Source organism: Pyrinomonas methylaliphatogenes (assembly GCF_000820845.2).
GTDB classification, from domain to species: domain Bacteria; phylum Acidobacteriota; class Blastocatellia; order Pyrinomonadales; family Pyrinomonadaceae; genus Pyrinomonas; species Pyrinomonas methylaliphatogenes.
In genome coordinates, this window is record NZ_CBXV010000003.1 from 195,952 (window position 1) to 220,848 (window position 24,897).

A 24,897-nucleotide genomic window follows, 5' to 3' on the forward strand; every position below is an offset into this window, starting at 1 on the left:
GCGTCTCATTTTATCTCGATGACTTCGAAATCGGTCCATTGCGTCGCCGTTCGATTGCGATCCTTAGCGACCATGTCGGTGACGACGATCTGTAGGACGTATTCGCCCGGCACGATCTCCTTCCCGAAGCGCAACTGCCCGGCGGCGCTGATCCTCTTCGGATCAGCCGTCTGCGTCGGATAGAAATCCGACAATCTGCCGATGAAGATCGGCTGCTGATCGCGAAACAGGCGCACTTGCGTTTGCAGATGCGGATGCCCGGTCGCTTTGTCCACTTTAGCGTTATAGATGATGAAGCCGTAATCGATGGTGGCACCTTGACGGAAACGGCGCACTGCAGGGCCGCTATCCACTGCCACAGCTTGCTCCTCCTCGGTCGAACTCAGAGAGCCATTCGGCTCTTTCGCGGCCCCGAGTAGCGATCGCCCCGTAACGATCAAACCGGAAAGCGCGAGCCGATCTTTCTTCAGATCCGGCACTTGGATGAACTGGCTGGCAGAACCGATGCGGTCAGAAGCAACGTCGCGCATGGCGAGGCGGAGTTGATAGGCGCCCGGCTTTTTCACCGGCACGCTGAGCGTATAGACCAGCCCGTAGCGCTTCAATTCATCCAGTGTCTTCCCACGCGCGCGCAAAGTGTACGTGCGGCTCACTCGATCGACCGGACGACCGTCGCCGTCAAACGTGATCGCCAATACGTCGATCACCGCGCGCTGCCAATCGCCATCGGCTGGCGTCCACGTCACATCGCGCCCGTCTATGTAAAGGAGCGAACGCATGAAAGATCCGAGTTTAGCATCATTCAAGAAGAGCGAGGTCAAACGCAAATTCAGCTCACCCGAAGAGAAAGGCGAGACGAGCGCGGCCATCAAACGCTCGCCCGGCGTCTTTTTGTTCGGGTAAGCCTCTTCATCAGTCATTCCATAAAATCCACGACGCGAGCGCACTTGAAGGCCCGGACGACGAACCCGAACCGTGATGCGATGGAAGCGGCGTTGCCCGTTCTGATCGAACGTCTTCTCATCGGGGCGATAACCGATCAGGTAATAACCGCTCTGGTCCTCGAGCGCGCGTTTGATGCTGCCAGCGATATCGTTCGTGTTGTGAAGGAAGAGACCGCCCGTCTCCTGTGCCAGATAATTCAACCCGTCTTGCGATTCGAAATAGGCAAGGCGTCGATCGCTCAATTCCCGCTCGATCTGCTCCGGCGTCATTCCTCTAACGTCGTCGGCAGCGGTTAACCCCAGAGTCTGTAGCCCGCGCGCATCGATCGTGTAGATGACGACCGAAGCTCGATTCGCCAGATCTATCAACCGCTTCAAAGCGTCAAAGACGCGCGCGCTCGGGGTGCGCCTATCTTGATCGTCGTCATAGCTATAGACTCTGAAACCGTCCGAAACCAGAACGATGGCCTTCCTTCCCGGCAACTCACGCAACCCGCGAACGACGAAGTTCAACGCGCCAAGCGTGCCGACAGCGAACAGTTCGGCACGGAATTCATCCAACCGATCTCCGGGCGCCGATTGATCATTGGGCGCCGAAGGCGATTGACCGATCAGCGAATCATTCCGCGAACCGGCGAGAGTTGAGCTTCCGCCTATCGGCTCAAACGGACTGATGCCTCCCGTCCCCAACGGATACCACCGGATCCTCTCGATCGCCGCATAGAGCTGCGCTTTGTCGGTCGTAAATTGCTGAAGCGCTCCGACCCCGGCGCTCGTGCGAACGATCGCCACCAGATCACCCGGCTGGACCTGATCGCGCACGAACTTCTTCAAAGCGTCGCGGACGAACGCCACGCTTTCGAATGAAAGGTTGAGATCATCGACGATGATGGCGATCGTTCGGCGCACGCGCTCTGGCTTGATTCGCGCCGGAGGGATGGGGATCGCATCCTTACGCTCCCCACTCGCTGGCGTTGGCGCGGTCGTCGGCGCAGCATTGATGTATGAGAAGTTGGTGATCCTCTGTGGTCGCCCATCCTCGAAGATTTCGAAATCATCGGCCCGTAGATCAGTCACCTGCCGTCCGTCCTTGTCCGTCACGACGACATCGACCTGCACCAAATTGGTGCTGATGCGCACCACCTCCTCTTCCGGCTCCTGATCCGCTCGCTTCCCTTGATTACCAGTCGAAGACGATTGCTGTCCGCCGATCGGTAGAGCTAGCGAGATGCCGAGCAGTAGAATGAGCGTCGCCTTCATCCAATCAAGACCTCCCGGAAAGCCCGCGGCGCGCTGGCTTTTTTACGCTAAATGTGCCATGCTTCCGAAAAATCCAAAATCTTACGGAGAGATTATGCCAGAACAAGCTAAAAACGGCGATACGGTTCGCGTCCACTACACCGGGCGGCTAGAGAATGGCGAGATTTTCGATTCGTCCGAAGGCGGCGAACCGCTGGAATTCAAATTGGGCGCTGGCCAAGTCATCGCCGGATTCGATGAAGGCGTACAGGGCATGTACGTCGGCGAGACGCGCACGATAGAGATCCCGGCTGAAGATGCTTACGGCGAACGGGTCGAGGCCCTGGTCCAGACGATACCGCGCGAAGGGCTCAATCTCGAGACGGAGCCGGAAGTCGGCATGAACCTCGTGCTTCAGCTCCCCGACGGCAGCCAGATCCCGGTCGCCATCACGGACGTGACCGATAAGTACATCACGCTTGACGCCAACCATCCGCTCGCGGGCCAAAAACTCATTTTCGATGTCCAACTAGTCGAAGTGAGACGTTCGCCCAGATGACACACGTGGAGGTCTTGACAGAGGATCGAGCACTTCATTCAAAGGGATCGAAGCTTGCGCTTGACGCCTGTCGAGATAAGCTCCTCGCTTGCGTCCATTGCGGGTTATGCCTTGAAGCTTGCCCGACCTACACGCATACGGGAGACGAAAATGATAGTCCGCGCGGGCGCATCTACCTGATGCGCGCCGTCAAAGAGCGCCGTCTCGCTCCCACGGCGCGCGCTTTCGCGCGTCACATAGATCGCTGTCTGGGCTGCCGCGCGTGCGAGCGCGCCTGTCCGGCAGGCGTTGAGTATGGACAGTTGCTCGAAGCGGCGCGCGCGGATCTGTTGCCGATCAAAGGCTCACGCAACATGCGCGAACGGCTGCTACGCTTCGCGCTCGATCATATCTGGCCCAACCCGAAACGCCTGCATCTTGTGTTCGCGCTCCTTCGCCGCGCGCGCGATGCGAAAATCAGCGGTGCGCTCTCATCCCTGCTCCTGCGGCTGCGGCTCGAAGAGGCGGCTTTTCCGCTACTGCTTCTTCAGGCCTCGGCGCCGAACATGAAGCGTGAAAATCCGATCATCTCTGTAACTGCGCAGGGTCAGGCGACGGAGCGAGTCCTGCTGTTCCTCGGCTGCGTGACAGAAGGGCTGTTTGCGCGCATCAATCGAGCCACGGCGCGCGTCCTCAGCCTCAATGGCTACGAGGTGCGCATCCCACGCGCACAGGTCTGCTGCGGCGCGCTTCACGCCCACGCCGGAGACGTTTCGGGAGCCAAACGCTTGGCCCGCTGGAATATCGAAGCCTTCTCCGAAGATGAGGCGGCGCCGATCATCACGAACGCTGGCGGTTGTGGCGCGATGCTGTTAAGCTACGCGCATCTTTTCGCCGAAGATCCAGCCTGGGCCGAAAGGGCGCGCCGTTTCAGCCAGCGCGTGCGCGATATCAGCCAGCAACTCGTTCAGAGAGATCTGAGGCGCGGCGCGCCGCTCAATACCGGGCCAGTCACTTACGATGCTTCTTGCCATCTGCTCTACGGGCAGAAAGCCGAGCGCGAGCCGCTGCGGATGCTTGAAGCGATCCCTGAATTGAAACTCGTCCCCCTCGAAGGGAGCGAACGCTGCTGCGGCGGCGCAGGGATCTATAACCTCCTCGAACCCGAACTTTCGCAAAGCATACTGCGCGAGAAGCTCGCGCACATCGGTCGGACCGAAGCGAGGATCTTGGCGACTGGCAATCCGGGCTGCCACATGCAGATCGCCGCGGGCGCGATCATGCTCGGCATGAAGCTCGAGGTGTATCACCCGGTCGAACTCCTCGATCTCTCTTACGAGCGCGCCGGATTCTACGCGATCAAAGCTCAAGATCGTCGGCATTGAAAGCCACACGCCCGCCGACGATCGTCAGTCGCACTTCGCCGCTCTCATCCAAGGCGACCAGATCGGCTCGCTTCCCCTCCTCGATCGTCCCACACTCTTCGATCACCCCGAGAAGACGCGCCGGATTGGTCGCCGCCATGCGCGCGATATCGGCGATCGAAACTCCTAACTGCAACATCAAACGCACGGCGTCGCTCAGCGTGATGACCGATCCGGCGATGCTTCCACGCTCGTTGCTGGTCCGCCCGCGAAGTACGGCTATTCGCCCGCCCCACACTTGATAGACGCCATCGCCCAACCCCGTCGGCGCAACGGCATCGCTGATGAGCGAAATACGTTCGATGCCCTTGCATTTCAAGACCAGACGGAGCATGAAGGGCTCGACGTGAATCCCATCGGCGATCACGTCACACGTCACATCATCGCGCAATAGGCCCCAACCGATCGGCCCGGGCGCGCGATGATGGAGCGGGGCCATCGCATTCATAAAGTGCGTCATGTGGCGCGCGCCGGCCTCGAACGCCTGATCTAAAGATGCGATATCGGCCCGCGTATGCCCGATCGAGACGATGAAACCGCGACGCCGCAATTCGCGAACCAGTTCTATCCCGCCCTCGATCTCCGGCGCGACGGTCATCATGTGACGGGCGCGAGGGTTAGCGATCATCGTCAGTGGCTCGAGGTCCGCGGCCTTCTTGTAAACGCGAAAATATTCCGTGCGCAACGCTCCGCACTGCGCTTGATTGACGAAAGGCCCCTCATAATGCAACCCGAGAGCGCGAGCGGTCGGCTCCCCTTCCCCGCTCGCGGTCTCCTGCCACGCCATCAGCTCTTCGATGGCGCCCGCCGCACGCTTGTAATCTTCGTCCGGCGCCGGGACGAGCGTCGGCAGCCAACTGGTCACCCCTTCTCTGACCAGAAAGCGCGCTATCTTCCGCAATCCATCGACATCCGTCTCCGTCACATCCGCCCCGACCGCGCCGTGAATATGAAGATCGATGAATCCGGGGAGGAGAAAAGCTCCCTCGAGATCCGCAATCTCACCGGCATCTGTTTCCGCGCCATCCTCAGTTATGCGCGCGATGCGTCCACCTTCGATCAGTACTGCAGCCCTCTTAACGCTTCCATCGGACAATACAACCTGCGCATTTCGCAATAATAGGCCTTCGCTCATCCGCTCAACCTCGAATCAGGATTCTCACGACTTCATCTAGGGGATAGCGATCTGACCGCTCACTGATCGCCACGAGAGATCGGTCCGGATGATAACATAGAACTCACCTGTAAACATCACGACATTGTGCCCCGATAACTAACGCCCTTGCTCGATCGCTGTCGCGTTGAGACGCGCAATAGCCGATGGGTGAATAGATGTCGCTCGACAGGAGCGACCGTAACGCTTCTACTCTTCCGCTGCCTGAAAGAAGCGCCAAGCCCCAACTTAGGCGCAATCGGAGGGATCGAATCTTCTCCGACACCCGATCTTTTCGTCAGTCCGCTGCGATCTGACTGAGGACTGCTCGCTTCAAAAGATGGGGGCGGGAGTATCGAGTGATACAAGAATTGCCATACTGCGAATATTGCTTTTATCACGCTTCAGAAAATGGGGGGGGGGCGGGAGTATAACTTGATACTCCCGCCTCAGCAAAGGATGCCGATTTAGAACTGATAGCGCAGGGAGAATTGCACGACGCGCGGGCTATATTGCGTCGCCGTCGTGACGATCCGCCCGAACGTGGAGCTAGCTAGATCGGCGTTCGGGAAACCATACTGGACATGGTTGAAAGCGTTGAACAGATCGGCGCGGAAGATCAATCGCTGTCCCTCGAACGGCATCGCGAACGTTTTGTAGATACCAAAGTCGAAATTCTGCACGCCATCGGTGAAGAAGGTGTTACGTCCGAGGATACAGCAACCATAATCGCGAACGGTCGGCGCGCGGAAAGCTTCGCGCGGCAGCAGCGTCTGCGAGGTCGCTGGATCGTTGATGCGCCGATATAGAACCGATGGATCGTTGAGCGCCGGGCGCGTCTCGGTGAACCCATCGAAGTTCAAATCGCCGAAGCCGGAGCTATTGTTGACAGTAAAAGGCGTGCCCTTGGCCAACTTCATGACCATCGAGATGGTCCAGCCGCCGAGGGTTTGACCGAGGAATCCGCGTTGTTCGCGGAAGAAGGGGAAGCGGTAAGTGCTGAAAACGGTGAAGCGATGGCGCGTGTCGAACCTCGAAAGTCCGCGCGAAACGCGCGTGTCAGGACCTAAGATATTTGAATCACCTGCCCCGACATTCGTCGCTTCGGAAGTCGTATCGATCGCTTTGCTCAACGTGTAAGCCATCTGAAACGATAACCCTTGACTCAGACGCTTATTCCACTCAGCTTGAAAGCCGTGGTAATAGCTCCAAGCCCCATTGCTCACCAAAGTGTTGGTTGTAAATCGCGGGTCGGGCCGCCGCTCGTTCAATCGCGGCAAGCGCACGCTGTACTCGTATGGGCCGATGGGAACCGGATTCGGGCACAGCGCCGTCGTTGGGATGCCAGCAAGCCCGGTTCCCGCACACAGTGGGTCAGCGGCCAAATGTAAGGTTTGGCCACGCACATCGACGCGGCGCGGGTCATTGGCCGGCAGGCCGCTCAGACTATACAAAGCCGAAGGGGCGTTGTTCGGGTGATTGACGACGACGACATCGCCCGCAACAGGTAAGTTCTCGAGCGCGTAGCGCAGCAGTCCTATTCCGCGATTGCCCGTATAGCTCAAACGGAGCGCAGATCTCCACGGAAGTTGCCGTTCGAAGGTCAAATTCCACTGTTGCGTGTAGGGCATCCCGAGATTAGGATCGACATGCGCCTCGGCGTGGCGAATCGTTTGCGGCCCGGGCACGAAGACGAATCCGTTGGTCGGATCGGCGAGATTGTTGCTGTTGCTGAAGGTCAAGAAGATCGCATTCGGCGGATTGAAGCGCACCGTCGCGCCCGATTGCGAGAAGACGGATTGGAAGATGCGGCCATGAAAGATGCCGTATCCACCGCGGATCGAAGAGTTATTCGGTCCGCCGAAGAGTTTGGCCCAGAAGCCTCTTTCGAAAGCTGGACTCCAAGCGAACCCGACGCGCGGTTCGATGTTGTCCTTGTCGCTGCCGAAACCGTAATCGATCCGCCCTCTCTTCTCGCGCGGCGCGGCGACATACTCGTATCGGACGCCGAGATTGAACGTCAGATTAGGACGCACCTTCCAATTATCTTCGGCGTAGAAGTTCGACTCGTTGATCCTGTTTTCGAGGAAGAAAGGCCCGTAACCTTTCTGGAAAGTGGCGACGCAGCCGTTCAAAAAGGCGATGTACGCCGAACCGTAATCCGTGCCGCCACAGTTGCGGCTGAACGTGTAAAAGCCGCGCGAGAAGTTGTCGGCGATGTCGTCGAGATTCTGTCGCCTGATATCGGTTCCGGCTTTGAAGAAATGGTTGCTGCCGAAGATGGTCGAGAGGTTATAGACGAACTGATGATCGGTCTGCCAGCGGTTGATCGGGAAAGCCCCCGCGTTGCCGATGATGCTTCCAGAAACGGGGCTGCCGCTGAAGCGAATGATCGGCGTGTCGTTACCGGCTTTGATGCCGACGAGCGTGGTGCGCAGCCCGAGCCCGTAACGAAACTCGCCGACCGTTTGCGATGTGAAGACGTGCGTCCACGTCAGTCCGACGTTCTGCTGCTTGTTGTTCTGCTTGGTCGCTTCGCCGATGATGATGTCCTCGTTGTCGAAGATCTGGCGCGTGTACTGGTAGCGAATCGTGACGTTGTCCTTTTCGTTCGGCACCCAGTCCAGCCGCCCCGAATAGTCTTTGAGCGGGCGGTCGAACCCGACCTGGCCCGTGTAAGTGCGCGGGCTGCGCGGATCGTTCGGCGTGAGGTTGGCCGGAAAGCGCGCGATCACGGACTGAATGAAGGCCCGATTCGACGGCGTATCATTGGCCGGCGTGACCTTAAAGAGCAGACTGCCATCGCGCTCTTGCGCAAGCAGCAGATCGCGCGTGTAAGAACCCGCACCGCTGTTACGCACTTCGTCGAAGCTGACGAAACCGAAGAGCTTGTTCTTGATGAATGGGAAGCCGAGCGTGAAACCATACTGGTTGCGGCGATTGACCGGATTCTTGACGCCCGGCGAAAAGATGTTCAAAGCAGCGTTCAGCGCGCTGTCGTTGTGATATAGATAAACATCGCCGTTTACATCGTTCGTTCCCGATTTGGTCTGAACCAGAACCACCGCGCCGTAACCGCGCCCAAATTCGGCGCTGAAGTTGTTGGTGATCACTTGAAACTCTTTGATGGTCGAGAGCGAAACGCCCTGGCGATTTTGGTTCTCCGACGAGTCATCGTTGTTGACGCCGTTGATCTGAAAGGTCGCGCCGCGCGTGCCCGTGCCGTTGAAATTGATCGAAGACCCGGACGAAAGGGTCGGGTTGTTCTGCCCGCTGGTCGGGTTCTCTTGAAAACCGGTGAAGGTTTCAGCCAGCGTCAGAAATCCATTGTACCCCTGATTGAATGTCGGTTTGTCCAAGACCTCTTCGGCGGTAAGAGACTGTTTGATCTCGGCGTTGGTCGTATTGATCGGCGGCGGCTCTTCCGTCACCGTCACCTCGCCGGTCACGGTCGGATTGAGCGTGAAATCGACCACCACGGTCTGATTGAGAGTGACCTCGACGTTCTCGCGCACGACCTTCCCGAAACCTTCGCGCGCAGCGGTGACGGTGTAGCGACCCAGCGGCAAATACGGCGCGATGTAAAACCCTTCTGCGTTGGTTACCACATTGCGCTCTTGGCCTGTCTCGACGTTGCGAATAGTGATGTTCGCGCCAGCGACTACGGCGCCGTTCGCATCAGCAACTGTCCCCTGCAACGTACCGGTGACGGTCTGCGCATTGGCGGAGACAGAGAGCGCGACTAATAAGCACAATCTCAACGTGACTTTTCTATATGACACAGGTGGGCCCTCCAATTCAGAAACTAGAATTCCAAGGGAGCGAAATCCACGGCTAAGAAGATCGCTCAGATAAAGCCTAAACCTTAGGCAGTCAGACGCCATTAAGACGCCTGACTGCCCGTCGCTGAATGAACTCTAGAAGTAGAACTTCGCTCCCAATTGAATGACGCGCGGATCCCGCGTAGCAGTTACTGAGCCGAAAATGCTCGACGTGAGACCCGTGCTGATAGAGCTGAAGTTCGTATGATTGAAGATATTGAACGCCTCGCCGCGAAGCTGTAGGCGTCGCGACTCGCCGAAGTAGATATTCTTCGTCAAAGTCAGGTCGAAGCGATAAGTGGGCGGTCCGTTGATCACGCCACGGCCAGCATTGCCGACACGATTCTGTCCGGCGGGGACGTTAGCGAAACATTGCGTATTGAACCATTTGTCGACGGTATGTGGCGCCCCATTATTCGGGTCGCAGATCATATCAGGACGCGGACCGGAAGCGGATGGTCCGAGGAAACCTAAGCCAGCAGGGTCGGCATTGGCCGTCGTCACCGTAAACGGCAATCCCGAATAGGCCGTCACGATGCCTGAAAGCTGCCAGCCGCCGAGGACGTGACCGACGAAATCTTTCCTTCCTTTCAACCAAGGCAATTCGTAGATGTAATTAATCGAAAGGATGTGGCGGCGATCGAGCTGCGCACGCCCATACTCAGCGCGTATGTCGTATGGGTTCTGCGGCGCAGTCGAGCGATCGGTCTGATTGTCAGTCAGATTCTTCGACCACGTGTAAGCGACGTTGATCTGTGAAGCGCCGGTGAAACGGTGTTGCAAGTAGACCTGCATGCTGTTGTAGTTCGAGTTGAACCGCATCTGGATCATGTTGATGGCGCGATAACCGCGGTATGGTCGGATCTGATCGAGGATCAACTCTTGAATCGAACTGGTGAAGATCTGCCCCGGTTGTTGGCATGGCACCAGATTACCGGATGCGTTGCGACATTGTTGTGTGAGCGCATATCCGGGCGGTAGAAGGTTGATATCGACGATGCCAGGCAGGTGCGTCCCCTTCGAACCGAAGTAACCGATGTCAATCAGCGTCTTCGAGAAGAGCTGATGCTGCAGATCGAGCGACCAGTGCTGATAGTAGGGCGTTTTTCCATCAGGCTGAACGGCCCTCAAAGTCGTCGCCGCAGGAGAGACGAAAGGAGTACCGGCAGTCGGATTATCCAGGCGAGTTCCCGTGATCGTCACCGATTCGTTGAAGGGAGGGTTGATGCCTATGTTCTGCTCCCAGATGCCGACCAGCACCTGATCGTGATAGATGCCGTAGCCGGTACGGATCGAGGTGCGCCCTTTGCCGAATGGATCCCAAGCCAATCCGACCCGCGGGGCGAAGTTCAACTTCGGCGTTTCGGCTAAGTATTTGCCGTAAGGCGAGGGCGTGCCGCCCAAACCCGTATTGTTCGCGTTGACGATGATGCCGTTTAACGGATCGCCCGTTCCCGGAACGCGATTGCCGCTACCGTCAACCTGCGGAGCGCGTGCCGGATTGAACGCCCGCGGATCGAAGTTCGAAAGCCTATTGAACGCATCATACGGCTGACCGAAGTAGGAGTAGCGGACGCCATAGTAGAGCGTCAGGTTGGGCCTTACGCGCCATTCATCCTGACCGTAAAGTTCAACGTTCCTGAGCCGCAGATCAGCCGTGATGTCGTATTTGTACTGCGTGAACGTGGCGTTCTGCCCGAGAAGAAACCAAGCCCACTGCTGCATGATCTGGCGTTGGCCAGTCGTGAAGGGAAGGCCGGTCGCCGGATTGATGCCTGATGTCGGGAATCCGGTATTCGGGAAACTGAAACTTCCCTGATTGGCGCCGCCGAGCGCATTTTCGTGCTTGCGGTATCGCGTAATGAGCGCGCCGAATTTGGTCGTATGCGTTTCGATGATCTTCGACAGGTTGAAGTAGACCGCATGATTGGTCGAGAAGTTGTCGTACGGCCCGAATCCCGTGATCCCGGTGAATCCGACGGTTAGATCGGGCACACGACCGACCGTATTCGTAAACGGCAGCGGCACCCGAACAGAAGGGCTATTCGCTTGATTTATCTTGCCGACCACCTGACTCAAGATCGCACCATAAGAGTAGGTATAGCCGCCATCGATCACGAGCGTCGGATTGGCAGCGTAAGTGAAGCGAAAGACATGCGTCCTCCCCGGCGAATCGGTCTTCGTCGTGGATATCCCAGGTATCGGCGCACCGCTAGAGAAAAGACCTATCGCATCGAGCGTCGGGATCGTGTCGTTCTCGAAGCGATAGTAGGCCGTCAGTTTATCACTGAACTTGTGATCTATCCGCAACATCTCCTGACGGAAATTAGCGACGTTGCGCGCCGCAGAGACGAGGCTGAAATTGCTCAGATTCGGTTCGGGAAGGTTCGCGTAGAATTCGTTGATGTAGGCTTGAGCCACAGGATTGATGTTCGTGATCGTCCGCGACCGCTGAATGCAATTGCCAGCATTATCCAACTGCACGCATACATCTACGGGGAAGATGCCTTGACGCATCGCTTTCGTCGGAACGGTAGCCACGAAGGTCGGGTACCGTATATCGCGGCGCCATTCCTGCGAGAAGAAGAAGAACGTTCTGTTCTTCCCGTTGTAGGAATAGACCGGTCCACCTTCGCCGAAGCGAGGCAGATAAACTGGTCCACCCAGCGTCCAACCGAAGTTATTGTAGCGAAACGGCGCACGCCGCGCCTTGCCGTTAGCATCTATCCCAACCGGGGCGTTTCTATTGCTAAAGAAATCGTTGGCGTTCAACCGCTCATTGCGCACGAACTCATAGAGAGTTCCGTGAAACTCATTCGTCCCGGATCGAGTGACGACGTTCACCTGTCCGCCGCCGCTGCGCCCCGTCTCCGCCGGATATAGACTGCGAAGGACTTTGAATTCAGCGATCGCATCGACGCTCGGATAAGTTTGTATCGTCAAATTTGAGCCGCGATCGGTCGTGTCCGCGCCATCTATCATCCAAGTGTTCGAACTGCTGCGCGCGCCATTGACGGAGATGGAGACAACGTTCGCCTGCCCAGCCGGATTGGTCGTGCCGACATAAACCTGATCGGCCAAGTTAGATGAGACTCCGGGCATGAGCACCGTAAGTTGGAGGAAGTTACGGTTGTTGAGCGACAGTTCGCGCACCTGCGTGCCGGAGATCAAATTAGCCGCGGATGGCGTCTGTAGATCGACCTGCAACGGCGTCGCTTCCACCGTCACGACCTCGGCGATGTTGCCCGGCTCCAACGTCACATCCACCGTGCGGCGCTGATTGACATCGAGTTTGATGCCGCCTTCGACGTGCTTCTTGAAGTTAGGCGCTTCGACCGTTATCTGATAATTCCCCGCCGGCAAGAATGGGGCTGAGTAAGACCCAGTCTCATCCGTCGTCAACGTGCGCACGATCGTCTGTTTGTCCGTGTCCGTGATGGTAACCGTCGCACCGGCGACGACGGCCCCATTGGTATCTTTGACCGTGCCGACGATGGAACCGGTCGTTTCTTGGGCAAACGACGTATGCCCAGCCACGAAGACGAGGGAAAACAAAAGACCAATCGTTATGAAGTTACTTCTCATGACTATTACTCCTCCCCGCTTTCTACACGAAGTTTCGCCCTTTCGCCGCGCGAGTTAATCTCGAACGGCGACCTGATGCTCACCCATCCTCACCGTCGCGCTTTGCGGAAAGAGGATGGTCTGCGACGGTCCAAGCCCCACGCAAAGCTACGCCTGATCGCACGCCCGTCATCTTGCCGTCAGCGAAGACGACTTGGCCGTTGACGATGACGTAGCTGATACCGACCGGATATTGATGTGGGTTATCAAACGTCGCGCGATCCGCGATCGTCGCATCATCAAAGATGACGATGTCAGCCGCATAGCCTTCGCGCAACAACCCGCGATCGCGCAGATGAAAAGTCTGCGCCGGGAGCGATGTCATCTTGCGTATGGCATCCTCCAACGTGAGAAGATGAAACTCACGCACGTAACGCCCGAGGACGCGCGCGTTGTTGCCATACCCGCGCGGATGCGGCACCCCGCGACCGGGGCGTTGCACGCCAGCGTCCGCTGCGATCATGGTCCAAGGCTGACGCATGATACGTTGCACATCATCCTCGCTCATCTTGTGATAGATCATGCCGGCGCCGCCCGCCGCGAACATCTCGATGATCTGATCGATCTGCGCATCGAGGTCGCTTTTGCCGCGCGCCCTTTTCGCTATCTCCGGAATCGAAAGACCGTTGAATGATGGGTTCGGCTCGTAACTTGCCACTACGGCGTAAGAGTAGTCTTTGAAACCGCTCCGCTTGAGGCTCTCCTTCATCTCGCGCCGCACGCGCCCGCGCGTCGCTGCGTCGGCCAATCGCGCTTTCGCCGCATCGCGTCCGCCGGCGCGCACCCAGTCTGGCAATAGAACGTCGAGCGAGGTCGAAGAAGCCGTGTAAGCGTACTGGTCCACCGTCACTTGCAAGCCGCGTGCGCGTGCTTGCTCAACGAGACTGATCGTCTCCGCGCTCTTTCCCCACAGCTTCTTGCTCGAGATCTTGAAATGCGAAATCTCCACCGGGATGCCAGCCTGCTCGCCAATCTGAATGCTTTCGCGGATGGCATCCATCACGCCGTTACCCTCATCGCGCATGTGCGTCGCATAGACGCCGCCGTAGCGGGCTGCGACGCGCGCCAGCGCGACGATCTCGTCCGTCTTCGCGTAAGCGCCGGGCACGTAGATGAGGCCCGTTGAAAGCCCGACGGCCCCTTCTTTCATCGCCTGTTCGACGAGCGCTTCCATCTGCCGCAGCTCTTCCGGCGTCGGCGCCCTATTCTCCAAGCCCATGACTTTGGCGCGCACGCTCCCGTGCGCGATCAACGTAGCGAGATTGACGGCGAGCGGTTGTTCTTTGATCCGATCGAGGAATTTTCCAACTTCGGTAGTTGATGAACCGCAGTTGCCCGTGACGAGCGAAGTGACGCCCATGCGGATGAAATTTTCGGCGTCCGGCTGACTGTAAATGTTTTCGACGTGCGAGTGCACGTCGATGAAGCCGGGCGCGACGATCTGGTTATGCGCATCGATGACGGCGCGGGCTTCGCGCGGATCGACGCGCCCGATCTTCGCGATGCGCCCATCTTTGACAGCGACATCGGCGCGATACCAAGGGTTGCCCGTGCCATCGACGATGCGCCCGTTCGTGATGACAAGATCGTAGATTTGCGCGATCGATTGTTGCGCGCGATAGAGCCTTGCCCCGACGGCCAAAGTCAAAGCGAGAGCAATGCCAAGGGTCGCCCGCAACCAATTCACCTTCAACCTCCTCAATCGAACGGACTTAACGGAAGCTTTTTAATTAAGCGGAGGAGAAACGCTCTTCTCCTCCGCTGCCTCGTGGCTAGAAGTGGAACTTCGCGGCCAACTGCACTCTCCGCGAAGTACTCACCACACTGCCGCCAACAAAACCAAAGCTCGGGCTAGAAATAACCGCATTGGGAAGATCGAACGAAGGCGTATTCGTCACGTTCTGCGCCTCAACGCGCAACTCAAGATTTCGCACTTCGTCGAAACGAATGCGCTTGCCGAGCACCATGTCAAGTTGGAAGAGCGGTGGTCCGGTAAAGAAGTTTCGACCTGTGTTACCAAGCTCACCTGCGGGCGGCGCATAAAACTTAGCGCGCTGGTCGGCGCTGAGGAAATAGTTTTGTCCGCCCTCTACGATGATGCGCCCCATGTCGGGACTACACCCATTGCAACTTGCCGGCGATTGCACCACCTGTGAAACGGTATTGACCCCTGAGTAAACAGTAAACGGACGCCCTGAAAACCATTGCAAAACCCCTGCCAATTCGAATCCGCCGACGATCCGATCGAGCATCGGACTTAAATCATTTAAGTAGCGCCGCCCCCGACCGAACGGCAGTTCGGCGGTGAAATATCCTTGAAGCGCATGACGGCGATCGAAGTCCGAGCGCGCCCAATTCAACTGCCGATTGCGTATGTCATATGGCGTGTTCGAAGCCGATTGAACGTTGCCACGATTGGCGACGGCGAACGCTGGATCGAAAGAGCGTGTATCCATAGATTTCGCCAGCGTATAGCTCACTTGGAAACCGAGGCCGCGATTGAAGCGCCTGCTCAATTGAATTTCGAGCGCGTTATAGCGCGAGCGATCGTTGTTATCGATCACGTTGACTGCGCCAGAGAACTGCGGGAACGGTTGGAAGAAGAACGGACTGAATCCATTGGCGACATACACGGGCGTTGAAGTCCCCGTCTTGATCCCCTGGGCAATGATAAAGGCCGCTTGAGCTACGCTTCCAGCATCGACTATGTTCGTTGCAACTTGTCCATTGGCCAAAGGCACATTACCACCGGCAGACTGACGCAGAAGGAATTGCGCGCCCGTCTCACCCGATTGCAAACGCGAATCTCCCGCAAGTAGACGGTTGATGAGAAAGTTCGGATCGGTCGCGACGCTCGCCCGCGTCGCTGGATTTTGTAGTTGCTTGAAAGCTTCGAGGAAACCGTTGCTGAAGATCTCAACTTGGTTGGCATCATAACCGCCGTATAGCTTTCGTCCGCGGTTGCCGATATAGTTGACGCTCAAAACGGTGCCCCAGCCTATCTCACGTTGGAAACTGATGCCGAACTGGTGCGTGCGCGGATAGCCCAGACTGGGATCGACAACCGTGATCGAATTGAGTGAGAACGGTGGCGGCGTGCGGAACGCGAGCGGCGTCACCGGCGCTCCGCCTGAAGTCGCCGGGAAATCGCCGGTCAACTGCGGCAAACCGTCACGCAACAGGCGACTGGTGGGAGTCCAACGCGGATCGCTCGCTGTCAGGGTCACAGCTCGAGTCAAACCGGGTGCGCTTTGGAAGATGAAAGACGAGAAGACGAAAGTGTTCGTCCGGTCATAAGCTAATCGGTAATTGGCGCGCACAGCCGTTTTGCCAGTGCCGAAGGGATCCCACGCCACGCCAACCGTCGGCGCTAGATTCTTCCATGCATCATCGTAAAGCTTGCCTTCGACGAAACGGATCTCATTAGTCGGCGAGGCGCCGACTCGCACTGGACGATCCGGACGCAAGATGATGTTATGTGGCGCACGCGGACTAAGGCGCACTTCCCAACGCAAGCCATAATCTATCGTCAGGTTGGGACGCACCTTCCATGTATCTTGACCATAGAAGTCGTGTTCGGGATATTCAGCCGTATAGAGGAAGCGCGTTCCCGGCGGACCGAAAGCATTATCGCTGACAGCCACGAAACCTTGCGTGATCCGTCCGACACGCCCAAAGATGTCATTGATGTAACTTTCAAGACGCGAACGGTCCGTCAAGTTGATCCCGTTTGATCCGGTCGGAATAGAGCGTGTGCCAAACGAGGCGGGCACAGGATTGTCACCGGTGCCGAGCGTGACCGATTCGCGAATGTTCACCCCAGCGACAGAACTTCGATCGTCGAAATGTTTCTGGAATCGAAGATTGACGCCGAACTTGATCGTATGAGAACCGCGCAAATACGAGAAGTTATCGACCACCTGATAAGTGGTCAACGTGCGCGCGTTATTGACCGTCGGCGTCGCATTCAACGGATCGGTCACTAAGTTGAGGATTACAGGCGAATTGCGATCCGCATTCGGATCCGGATTATTGAAACTGAAGGTGAAGCGATTGAATCCAACGACCAGCTCATTGACCATGAGCGGCGTAAGCGTCGCACGATAATTGACCGCTAGATTACGCGGCGTGCGGAAAGTGTCAACAAAGTTTGGTAATCCTGGGAAACGTTGCAAACCGCCATTAGCGTTATCACCGAAAGTGTTCTGGGCCCCTTGCGCCCAACGAACGAACATCGTGTGCCGGTCGTTGAATGTATGATCGATCTTCGCCGTGAAATCATATTGCCGCTCAATCTGCGGTGCGACGAAGGCAAACCCAGCAGTGTTCAGTCCGTCTCCAACGATGAAATTGTTCGGCAACGGTGTCAGCCCAATCAATCGCTGAGTAGTCGGATCCGGCGTGAGCGGGATATTCGGATTGTTGAAGATATTGAAAGTGCCTATTTGCAAACCGGGCAGCGGATTGCCATTGAAATCAACGCTCGGACGCGCGGCTGCAGCGTTGGCGTTCTGACCGCCGATGACGTAACGATAGATGCCGCGGCGCGCTGGTTCCGTATAAACCGTGCGGTTGACGAAGATACTCTGGCTCGTGCGCAAAAGCTGTAAATTGACGAAGAAGAAAGTGCGATCCTTGCCGTTGTAGACCGCTGGCCCGCCTTCGCCAAAACGCGGGAAATAGACCGGCCCGCCGAGCGAGCCGCCGAAGATATGCTGCACAAACTTCTGCTTCGGCGTCGGACCGAATGAGCCATCCGGCTTACGCGTCAACGTCACCGTATTCTGATAATCGTTAGCGTGAAAGCGCGGTGTTTGATAAAACTCGAAAAGATTGCCGTGAAACTCGTTCGTCCCCGAACGCGTGACAAGCAACACTTGCGCGCCACTAGAACGGCCAAGCTCTGCGGTGAAATTGCTCGTGATGACCTGAAACTGCGTGATCGAATCAGGATTGGGGCGAAGCGGCGTGAAATTCGAACCGCCAGCGCTCGTCTCGTTGATATCTATACCGTCGAGCGTGAAATTGAAGGCGCGATCACGGGAACCGTGTACGTGAACGCCACCGCCAGTATTCGCCCCAACGACAACGCCCGGTTGGAAGTTGACGAAGTTCAGCGGATTACGCCCACGCACGCCGACGATCGGCAACGACTCCAAAGGACGCTCTTCGACCGTGTTACCGAAATTGCCTGACGTGCTCGTCTGCACCAGTTCGGCAGCGGACTCGACCGTCACGGTCTCATTGACGCCGCCAACCTCGAGCCTCACATCGACCGTCGTCGGTTGATTGACGTTGACCTTATTGCCCGGTGAGACGAACTTTTTGAAACCAGGCTTCTCCACGGTGACCGTGTAGGTTCCAACTTGCACCGAATCGAAGACGTAAGTGCCCGTGTCGGTAGTCTGCGTCGTAAAAGAGACGTTCGTCGCCTCATTGATCAAGGTCACAGTCGCATTCGGCACTGCGGCGCCTGATGGGTCGAGCACTGTGCCCGTCACGCGCGATGTCGTCCCCTGCCCCCAACCGACGGCGCTCGACAAAACAGAACAGAACGCGATCAAAACGCACCGCCAGAGAATCTTCTTGCTCATAGCTCCTCCTGCCGAACAAAATGAGACTATCCTGTTCATCGCTCGAAGCGATTCCGATGGCTGAATTCAATTCCCTGAGCTTTGCTGGATGGCCGTTCCGCGCTGGAGAGCATACATTCTATGCCCTTACAGCATATAATGGAAACTAAAAGATCTTATCGCTGACATAATATTTCTTGATCGAAGAGCGGCGCGCCCTCAACCGGCAAATCACAACGAGCTGAGATAGCGACCGACAACAAAGGGCTCGTTTATCGCGCGCCCTCAACCGGCAAACCATCATCACAACGAGACCATCGCCCCTCTCGACCAGGCGCATAAAGCCTCATCTCGCGAACAACTGTCAGTCCACAAGCGACCTCTTTTTGAAGGGCGCACGCCGAATCGCCGTTTCAATCAAAGGTGGAGCCGAAGCTTTGCGAATGGGATCCTATGCGCGGGTATGCGATGGCTCGATTTGCTCTTAGACACAACTAAAGATAGGCTCATGCTCGAGGTATGCTGCCCCGAACATGAGCCGGTCAAGTTCTTCTTGTGTCACGAGTCGAGCTGCCGCTCGATCTCCAAAGCCACGAGGCTCGTCCGACTTCCAGCTTGGAACGTCCGCTCTTTTCTAAGGCAAGCCCCGTTCCATGCCGCGAGATCAGCTTTTTCCGGCTATTTTCGCAGGGTCGTGCTCCCCAAGGCGGCTCATTTTTCCGAAAAAATGTAAAAGCTCATCCATTTTTTCGGATTTCCACCCAAATCGCTTTAGCCTCAGATTAAAGCGATTTATGCGAAACCACGCGCGCGGAGCGTTTGTCAAACCAATTCCCTTCAACCTCTCTGCTAACGCGATCTCCCTACGCGCGCGGAGCGTTTTTCAAGACGCTCTTCGCTACATCGGGCGGCAGCGCGATCTCCCTACGCGCGCGGAGCGTTTGCGCAAACCGCTCAACTCACCGCACCGCTCCATATGCGTGCGGAATGCTCGCCCGGACAAGCGCCGCCACGGGCGCAAACTCCCACCGCTCCATATGCGTGCGGAATGCTCTCATCGCGGTGGATGAAGGCGACTTCTATTCGCCACCGCTCCATATGCGTGCGGAATGTTCGCTTGTTACGAAACAACGAAGCGCGCCGTTGACCACCGCTCCATATGCGTGCGGAATGTTCACTCTTCGAGCACAAGACATCAGACTGGCGATGTGCCGGTCTAAGGGTGCGGCAGCACTTTGACCGTCTCCGCGCTTCAGATTTAGATAAGGCGGGTCGCGCACGGAGCGCGGTAAAAGATCCTCGCTCGCGCGAAGCGCCCGCTGGTATGTCCCGCCGAAAGTCGCGCGCGGAGCGCGGTAATCGCGCCCCATTTTTGTTTCTCTCATCAACAAACGACCGATTTCCCCTTCCACTCTCGAGCGGTCGGAATTAAGATCGGGCCGTTCGTCGTACAAACTTCTCGTGAGGAGCAAAGAGACTCGAAGATGAGTATGACACGAAAGCTAGGTTTCCATCTCCTGCTGATGCTTAGTTTATCCTTCCCACTCTCATCAACTCGCGCACAAACGGCTGCGCTTCCAGAAACGCTGGCCCGAGCGGTCGAGATAAGTCGCCGTTACATGGTTGAAGCCAACATCACCTATATCACGGCCAATAATTACGAGGCCAAACTTGACGTTTACAGACCGCGCGATCTGACGCAACCCAATCCGGTCGTCATCTTCATCCACGGCGGCGGATGGGTGGCGGGCACTAAAGAAGGGAGCGCGCTCGAACTTCTTCCCTATCTGATGATGGGTTTCTCTGTCGTCAATGTCGAATATCGCCTGGCGCGCGTCTCATTAGCCCCGGCTGCCGTCGAAGATTGCCGTTGCGCTCTGCAATGGGTGATCCGCAACGCCGAGCGCTACAAGTTCGACACGAACAAGATCGTCGTCACAGGCATGTCGGCTGGCGGTCATCTGGCTTTGATGACAGGAATGCTGCCTGCCGCAGCAGGACTGGATCGACAGTGTTCAGGGACGACCGACATGAAAGTGGCCGCGATCATCAACTGGTACGGCATCACAGATGTCAACGATCTGCTTGACGGTCCGAACATGAAAGGCTACGCCGTAGTGTGGCTCGGCAGTCAAATCAACCGCGACGAGATCGCACGCCGCGTCTCGCCGTTGACTTATGTGCGCGCTGGCCTGCCTCCGATTCTGACGATCCACGGCGACGCCGATCCGACCGTACCCTATGACCATGCCGTGCGCCTGCATCAAGCGCTCGATAGAGCTGGTGTGCCCAATCAACTGCTCACCATCCCCGGCGGGAAACATGGCGGCTTCAATGCAGCCGAAACACAACGCATTTATGCGACGATCCGGGACTTCCTGGCGCGTTACAATTTGTTGCCGCCCGGTCAATGACGCGATCGCGCACTGCCGGAAGGGATGCCGCTTTCGGCGGTGCGCGATGCTCACATCACCTCCAAAGCGATCGGCGTTTCTTGAAACGCCTAATCAAACGACCTGGTCCGCCTTGTGCGCGCTGAATCGCATTTCTCCGTCATGGGGCGCGTTGCGCTTTTCGAGCTAAGAGGGTCTGAAAAATCATCAACGGTGAAGGGTGAAATGCGTGCAGATAAAATCCTGCTTCGCTCCTGCGGGCGTCCGATGTTCCTCGCGCAAGCTTTCGATGAGCTTGAACTCCGCACCGATGACGCGCGCAAGCTCATCCGCGCTATACCTCATCGTCGGCAGACCGCTACACATCGTCGGACCGGTTTCAGCAAATGTGGCGAGGATCAGATGACCGCTCGGTTTAAGCGCGCGGCGCAAGTTTTCGAGATATCGGCGACGGCTCTCCTGAGAGACGAGGAAGTGAAAGGCGGCGCGATCGTGCCATAGATCGAAAGCGCGCTGAGGCAAAGACACGGAAACGATATCGCCCACGATCCATTCGACTTTGGCGGCCTTCTCGCCCAACCGGCGTTTAGCCTGTTCGAGCGCCGTCGCCGAAATATCGAGTACAGTGACACGCTCGTAGCCTCGCGCTAACAGGTCATCGACGAGGGTCGAGTTTCCGCCTCCGACATCTATGATCGAAGCCGTCAACGGCAATCCGATCCCTTCGATCAAGCGTAAAGAACACGCGAGATGTGGCTGCCACCAACTCAACTCCGATGCCTCGCGTGTCGCGTAGACGCGATCCCAGTGTCCCGCCTCCTCATCTTTAACATGCTTCGCTCCTGTTTCTCTCTGAGGCGACATCATCAGATTGCAACTCCTTAATTCTCACCAAATCTTCTCCGCCATGCGGCGAACCCTCCCTCCAAGTCGATCAGATCGCTCACGCCGCGCGCGCTGAGCAGACCGACGGCCAACGCCGAACGCGCTCCCGTTTGACAATGGACGAGCAAAGGTTCATCCGTAGGCAGTTCCACTTCGCCTTTGATCAACTCGCTGAACGGGACGTGCAAGCTGCCGGCGATACGCCCGTGAGCGCGCTCATCCGGTCGCCGCACATCGAGCACATGCACTGCTCCTCGCTCGACCATTCGCTGCGCCTGGTCGGCATCTACACGTTCGATCCGGCGCAAATTCCCCTTTCGCGCCTCCCACTCGCCGATCGTCGTTGGCGACCAAAACCCAGCGACCCGGTCCAGTCCGATCAAACGCAATGCGAGTACGGCTCGATGGATCTGATCATCTTCGACGATCAAACCGAGCTTCTTATCGTAAGGCAAGAGCCAACCAGCCCATGCGACGAAGGATCTATCGAACGGCAGATTGATCGTTCCCGGGATATGTCCGCGCGCATACTCTTCCGCCCGCCGCGTATCGATGACGATCCAATCACCTAAAACGTCGGACAAACGTTCGAGGTCGAACTTTTCGACGCGCGGCAACTCTGCGGTGAACGCTGGTCCGCTCCGGTTCATGCGCTTCATCTCAGCGAAATAGGGCGGCGAATCGGGTTGGCCGTCGAGCGCGGCGCGCACGAACTCCTCTTCATCCTCGATTCTGAAGGCCCAATTGAACCGCCGCTCATATCCGACCGTGCTCTGCGGCATGGCTCCGAGCGCGCGTCCGCACGCGCTGCCCGCGCCGTGACCGGGCCAGACCTGCAAGTGATCGGGCAAAGAGCGGAACCTGACGAGCGAGCGGAAGAGCTGGCGCGCTCCCTCCGCAGCCGCTCCGGTGATGCCAACCGCTCGCTCTAAAAGATCCGGACGACCGACGTCGCCGACGAAGACGAAATCTCCCGTGAAGATGCCGACCGGCTCACGCGCGCGCGCTTCGTCCGTCAAGATGAAAGAGAGATGCTCTGGCGTGTGGCCCGGCGTGTGCAGAGCTTCGAAGCGAAGATTCCCGACCGTGAACGATGATCCGTCTGTCAGCAAGACCGCTCCCTCTCTCTCCGCGTATTCGTACTGCCACTCAGCCGAACCAGCGCCCGACAGGAAGAGCCTAGCTCCTGCGCGTCGAGCCAACTCGCGCGCCCCCGAGACGAAGTCGGCATGGATATGCGTCTCCGTCACCGCCGTGAGCCGAAAGCCGTAACGCTCGGCCAATCCCAAGTACCGTTCGATATCGCGATTCGGATCGATGACCACGGCTTCGCCCGTCGCTTGACAGGCGATGAGATAACTGGCTTGCGCGAGGCGCTCGTCGTATAACTGTCTGAAGAACATTTTGCCCTCCCTTCACCTTTAAACCCAAACTCGACGCTCTCAATCGATCAGAGCAGCGTAGTTCTCTGCCACGAGGAAGAGCGCCACGATGATGACGAAAACCGCGAATGACTTTCGCAAGTTGCGCGATGAAGTGCGATTCGATAGAGCCGTGCCGATCAGCGCGCCGCTAACCGCACACAGCGTGATGAGCGAGGTTAGACGCCAATCGAAGCGCCCGCGTTCTAGGTGACCGATCAAACCGGCGAAACTATTGATCGCGATCACAAGAAGCGACGTGCCGATGGCCTCATGGACCGTCAATTCGCCGAAGAAGATCAGCGCCGGCACGATCAGAAAGCCACCACCGACTCCCAAAAATCCGGTTAACGCGCCGACCGTCATCCCAGCGGCGGCAGCTTTAACGGGGTTGAATCGGCGTGGACCATCGATCGCTTCCGCCGTCTGCTCTCGCGCTAACATCAAAACGGCGACGATCAGCATCAAGGCTGCGAAGGCGACCTGTAAGACAGGCGGTGAAAGCAAATAGGTCAAACGCGCGCCGATCAACGCCCCCGCCGCCCCCGATACTCCGAAAGTCGCTCCCGCCTTCAAATTCACCTGCCCGTGGCGCTGGTGCAACGCAGCTCCGATGAGACTGGTCGCACCGACGACGGCCAGCGACATGCCGATAGCTCGATACGTATCCACGCCCAGAACGTAAACGAGCACGGGCACGGTGATGATCGACCCGCCACCACCCAACAGTCCAAGCGATGTGCCGATCGCCACGCTCAGAACAAGTCCCAAAGCCAGCCTCATCATCTCACTCATCGCCGCTCCGCTCCAATCCCCGACAAGAGGGATTCTCACGCGCTCGATTCCAGGGCATACGCGCGAGCAATAACGCCATCCCGCACGTGTCGGTGACGGCGGCGAAAACCAAACCGGCGCCGACAAAGATCGCCAGCCAGATGAAAGGCCGCGCGATCAGCAGGCTCGCCAGCGCGCCAACGAGGACGAGCGCTCCAGCCGCGAAGCGGACCTGTCGTTCGAGCGACCACGGCGCGCGCGCCTCGCTTTCGATGGCAAAGCCCCGTTCTTGCCAAGCGAGCATCCCGCCCTCGACCAGACGGACATCGCCGAACCCGCAGGCGCGCAAGATCTCCCGCGCCTGGCGCGCGCGACGGCCCGTCCGGCAGATGACGTAGAGCGGGCGATTTCGATCCAGCTCCACGACTCGCCCCCTCAGCTCGCGCAAAGGAATGAGGCGCGCGCCGCGGATGTGCGCGGTCGCGAACTCCGCGTATTCGCGCACATCGAGCAACTGGCAATCGCCCTTTTCGAGCGCCTCTTTCAACTCCGCCACCTGAACGCTTTCGCTCATTTTCGTTCCTCCTACATACAGCATTATGACTATATAGTTATATTTGGTAATTGTCAAATCAGTCGAGAACCGCATTGCCACCTCCGTCCGTTGCCGGTATCATTGAAGCGCGCATTCGCGGCGGGGATTCAGCCGATCTCCTGGTCGTCCGCGGGGTGATGAAGATGGCGAAGAAACGAACTCTCTCCGATGAGGCCCTCGAGATGGTGGCGGCGCGCTTCCGCTGTCTCGGCGAGCCGATGCGTTTGAAGATCTTGCGCGCGCTGCAAGATGGCGGCGAGAAATCGGTCACTCAACTGGTCGCCGAGCTCGGCGCGACGCAAGCCAACGTCAGCAAACACCTAAAGACGCTGGTCGAAGCCGGCATCCTCGCGCGACGACCTCAGGGGACTACGGTCTATTACAGGATCGCCGCCCCGGAGATCTTCGAGCTTTGTGAAGTCGTCTGCGATACGCTCGCCGCGCAACTCTCCACGCAAGCCGAAAGGCTCGGCTTGCGCGTGCTGCAGCGACGTCGCACCTGATGGGCCTCCG

General features: G+C 57.7%; 14 protein-coding genes. 4 read left to right on the top strand and 10 right to left on the bottom strand.

Going from position 1 to position 24,897, the window contains the following annotated elements; translation table 11 throughout:
- Nucleotides 1–5 precede the first annotated feature (5 nt).
- Entirely contained in the window at nt 6–2,204 is a 2,199-nt protein-coding gene (locus PYK22_RS04275; RefSeq protein ID WP_041974774.1) for a VWA domain-containing protein, read from the bottom strand.
- A 94-nt stretch (nt 2,205–2,298) separates the two neighbouring features.
- On the opposite strand from PYK22_RS04275, the gene PYK22_RS04280 reads away from it, so the two are divergent.
- A complete protein-coding gene (locus PYK22_RS04280) occupies nt 2,299–2,742 on the top strand; it encodes an FKBP-type peptidyl-prolyl cis-trans isomerase (RefSeq protein ID WP_041974937.1) in 444 nt (147 codons plus the stop codon).
- Nucleotides 2,739–4,106: a (Fe-S)-binding protein gene (locus PYK22_RS04285; protein WP_041974776.1), complete on the top strand. Its 1,368-nt coding sequence runs from the start codon at nt 2,739–2,741 to the stop codon at nt 4,104–4,106. The genes PYK22_RS04280 and PYK22_RS04285 overlap by 4 nt, the downstream gene beginning before the upstream one ends.
- Here the strand turns inward: PYK22_RS04285 and nagA are convergent.
- From nagA to PYK22_RS04310, 5 genes are all read right to left on the bottom strand, one after another.
- Nucleotides 4,081–5,280 (bottom strand): N-acetylglucosamine-6-phosphate deacetylase, encoded by a 1,200-nt coding sequence (nagA, locus tag PYK22_RS04290; RefSeq protein WP_041974778.1) that lies wholly within the window; start codon nt 5,278–5,280, stop codon nt 4,081–4,083. The genes PYK22_RS04285 and nagA overlap by 26 nt on opposite strands.
- Before the next feature lie 485 nt (nt 5,281–5,765).
- Nucleotides 5,766–9,080 (bottom strand): TonB-dependent receptor, encoded by a 3,315-nt coding sequence (locus tag PYK22_RS04295; RefSeq protein ID WP_041974780.1) that lies wholly within the window; start codon nt 9,078–9,080, stop codon nt 5,766–5,768.
- Between the two features lie 135 nt (nt 9,081–9,215).
- A complete protein-coding gene (locus PYK22_RS04300) occupies nt 9,216–12,704 on the bottom strand; it encodes a carboxypeptidase-like regulatory domain-containing protein (RefSeq protein WP_041974782.1) in 3,489 nt (1,162 codons plus the stop codon).
- 79 nt (nt 12,705–12,783) lie between these two features.
- Entirely contained in the window at nt 12,784–14,430 is a 1,647-nt protein-coding gene (locus PYK22_RS04305; RefSeq protein ID WP_041974784.1) for an N-acyl-D-amino-acid deacylase family protein, read from the bottom strand.
- Between the two features lie 85 nt (nt 14,431–14,515).
- Nucleotides 14,516–18,337 carry a TonB-dependent receptor gene (locus tag PYK22_RS04310; RefSeq protein WP_041974785.1) on the bottom strand — a complete coding sequence of 1,274 codons (3,822 nt, stop codon included), beginning with the start codon at nt 18,335–18,337 and terminating at the stop codon, nt 14,516–14,518.
- Nucleotides 18,338–19,800: 1,463 nt separating this feature from the next.
- Between PYK22_RS04310 and PYK22_RS04325 the strand changes: the two genes are divergently transcribed.
- A complete protein-coding gene (locus PYK22_RS04325; protein ID WP_041974789.1) occupies nt 19,801–20,730 on the top strand; it encodes an alpha/beta hydrolase in 930 nt (309 codons plus the stop codon).
- 186 nt (nt 20,731–20,916) lie between these two features.
- On the opposite strand, the gene PYK22_RS04330 is transcribed toward PYK22_RS04325, so the two are convergent.
- From PYK22_RS04330 to PYK22_RS04345, 4 genes are read right to left on the bottom strand one after another with little or no spacing between them, the layout of a single operon-like run.
- Entirely contained in the window at nt 20,917–21,573 is a 657-nt protein-coding gene (locus tag PYK22_RS04330) for a class I SAM-dependent methyltransferase (RefSeq protein WP_041974791.1), read from the bottom strand.
- A gap of 17 nt (nt 21,574–21,590) precedes the next feature.
- Complete coding sequence (locus PYK22_RS04335; protein ID WP_041974793.1) at nt 21,591–22,997, bottom strand: MBL fold metallo-hydrolase; 1,407 nt, start codon at nt 22,995–22,997, stop codon at nt 21,591–21,593.
- Between the two features lie 39 nt (nt 22,998–23,036).
- Nucleotides 23,037–23,810, bottom strand: a complete 774-nt coding sequence (locus tag PYK22_RS04340; RefSeq protein ID WP_211197610.1) for a sulfite exporter TauE/SafE family protein — start codon at nt 23,808–23,810, stop codon at nt 23,037–23,039.
- On the bottom strand, nt 23,803–24,363 hold the full coding sequence (locus PYK22_RS04345; protein WP_041974939.1) for a rhodanese-like domain-containing protein: 561 nt from the start codon (nt 24,361–24,363) through the stop codon (nt 23,803–23,805). The genes PYK22_RS04340 and PYK22_RS04345 overlap by 8 nt, the downstream gene beginning before the upstream one ends.
- Nucleotides 24,364–24,527: 164 nt before the next feature.
- Here PYK22_RS04345 and PYK22_RS04350 point away from each other — a divergent pair, with 164 nt between their 5' ends.
- Nucleotides 24,528–24,887: an ArsR/SmtB family transcription factor gene (locus PYK22_RS04350; RefSeq protein ID WP_041974942.1), complete on the top strand. Its 360-nt coding sequence runs from the start codon at nt 24,528–24,530 to the stop codon at nt 24,885–24,887.
- Nucleotides 24,888–24,897: the final 10 nt, after the last annotated feature.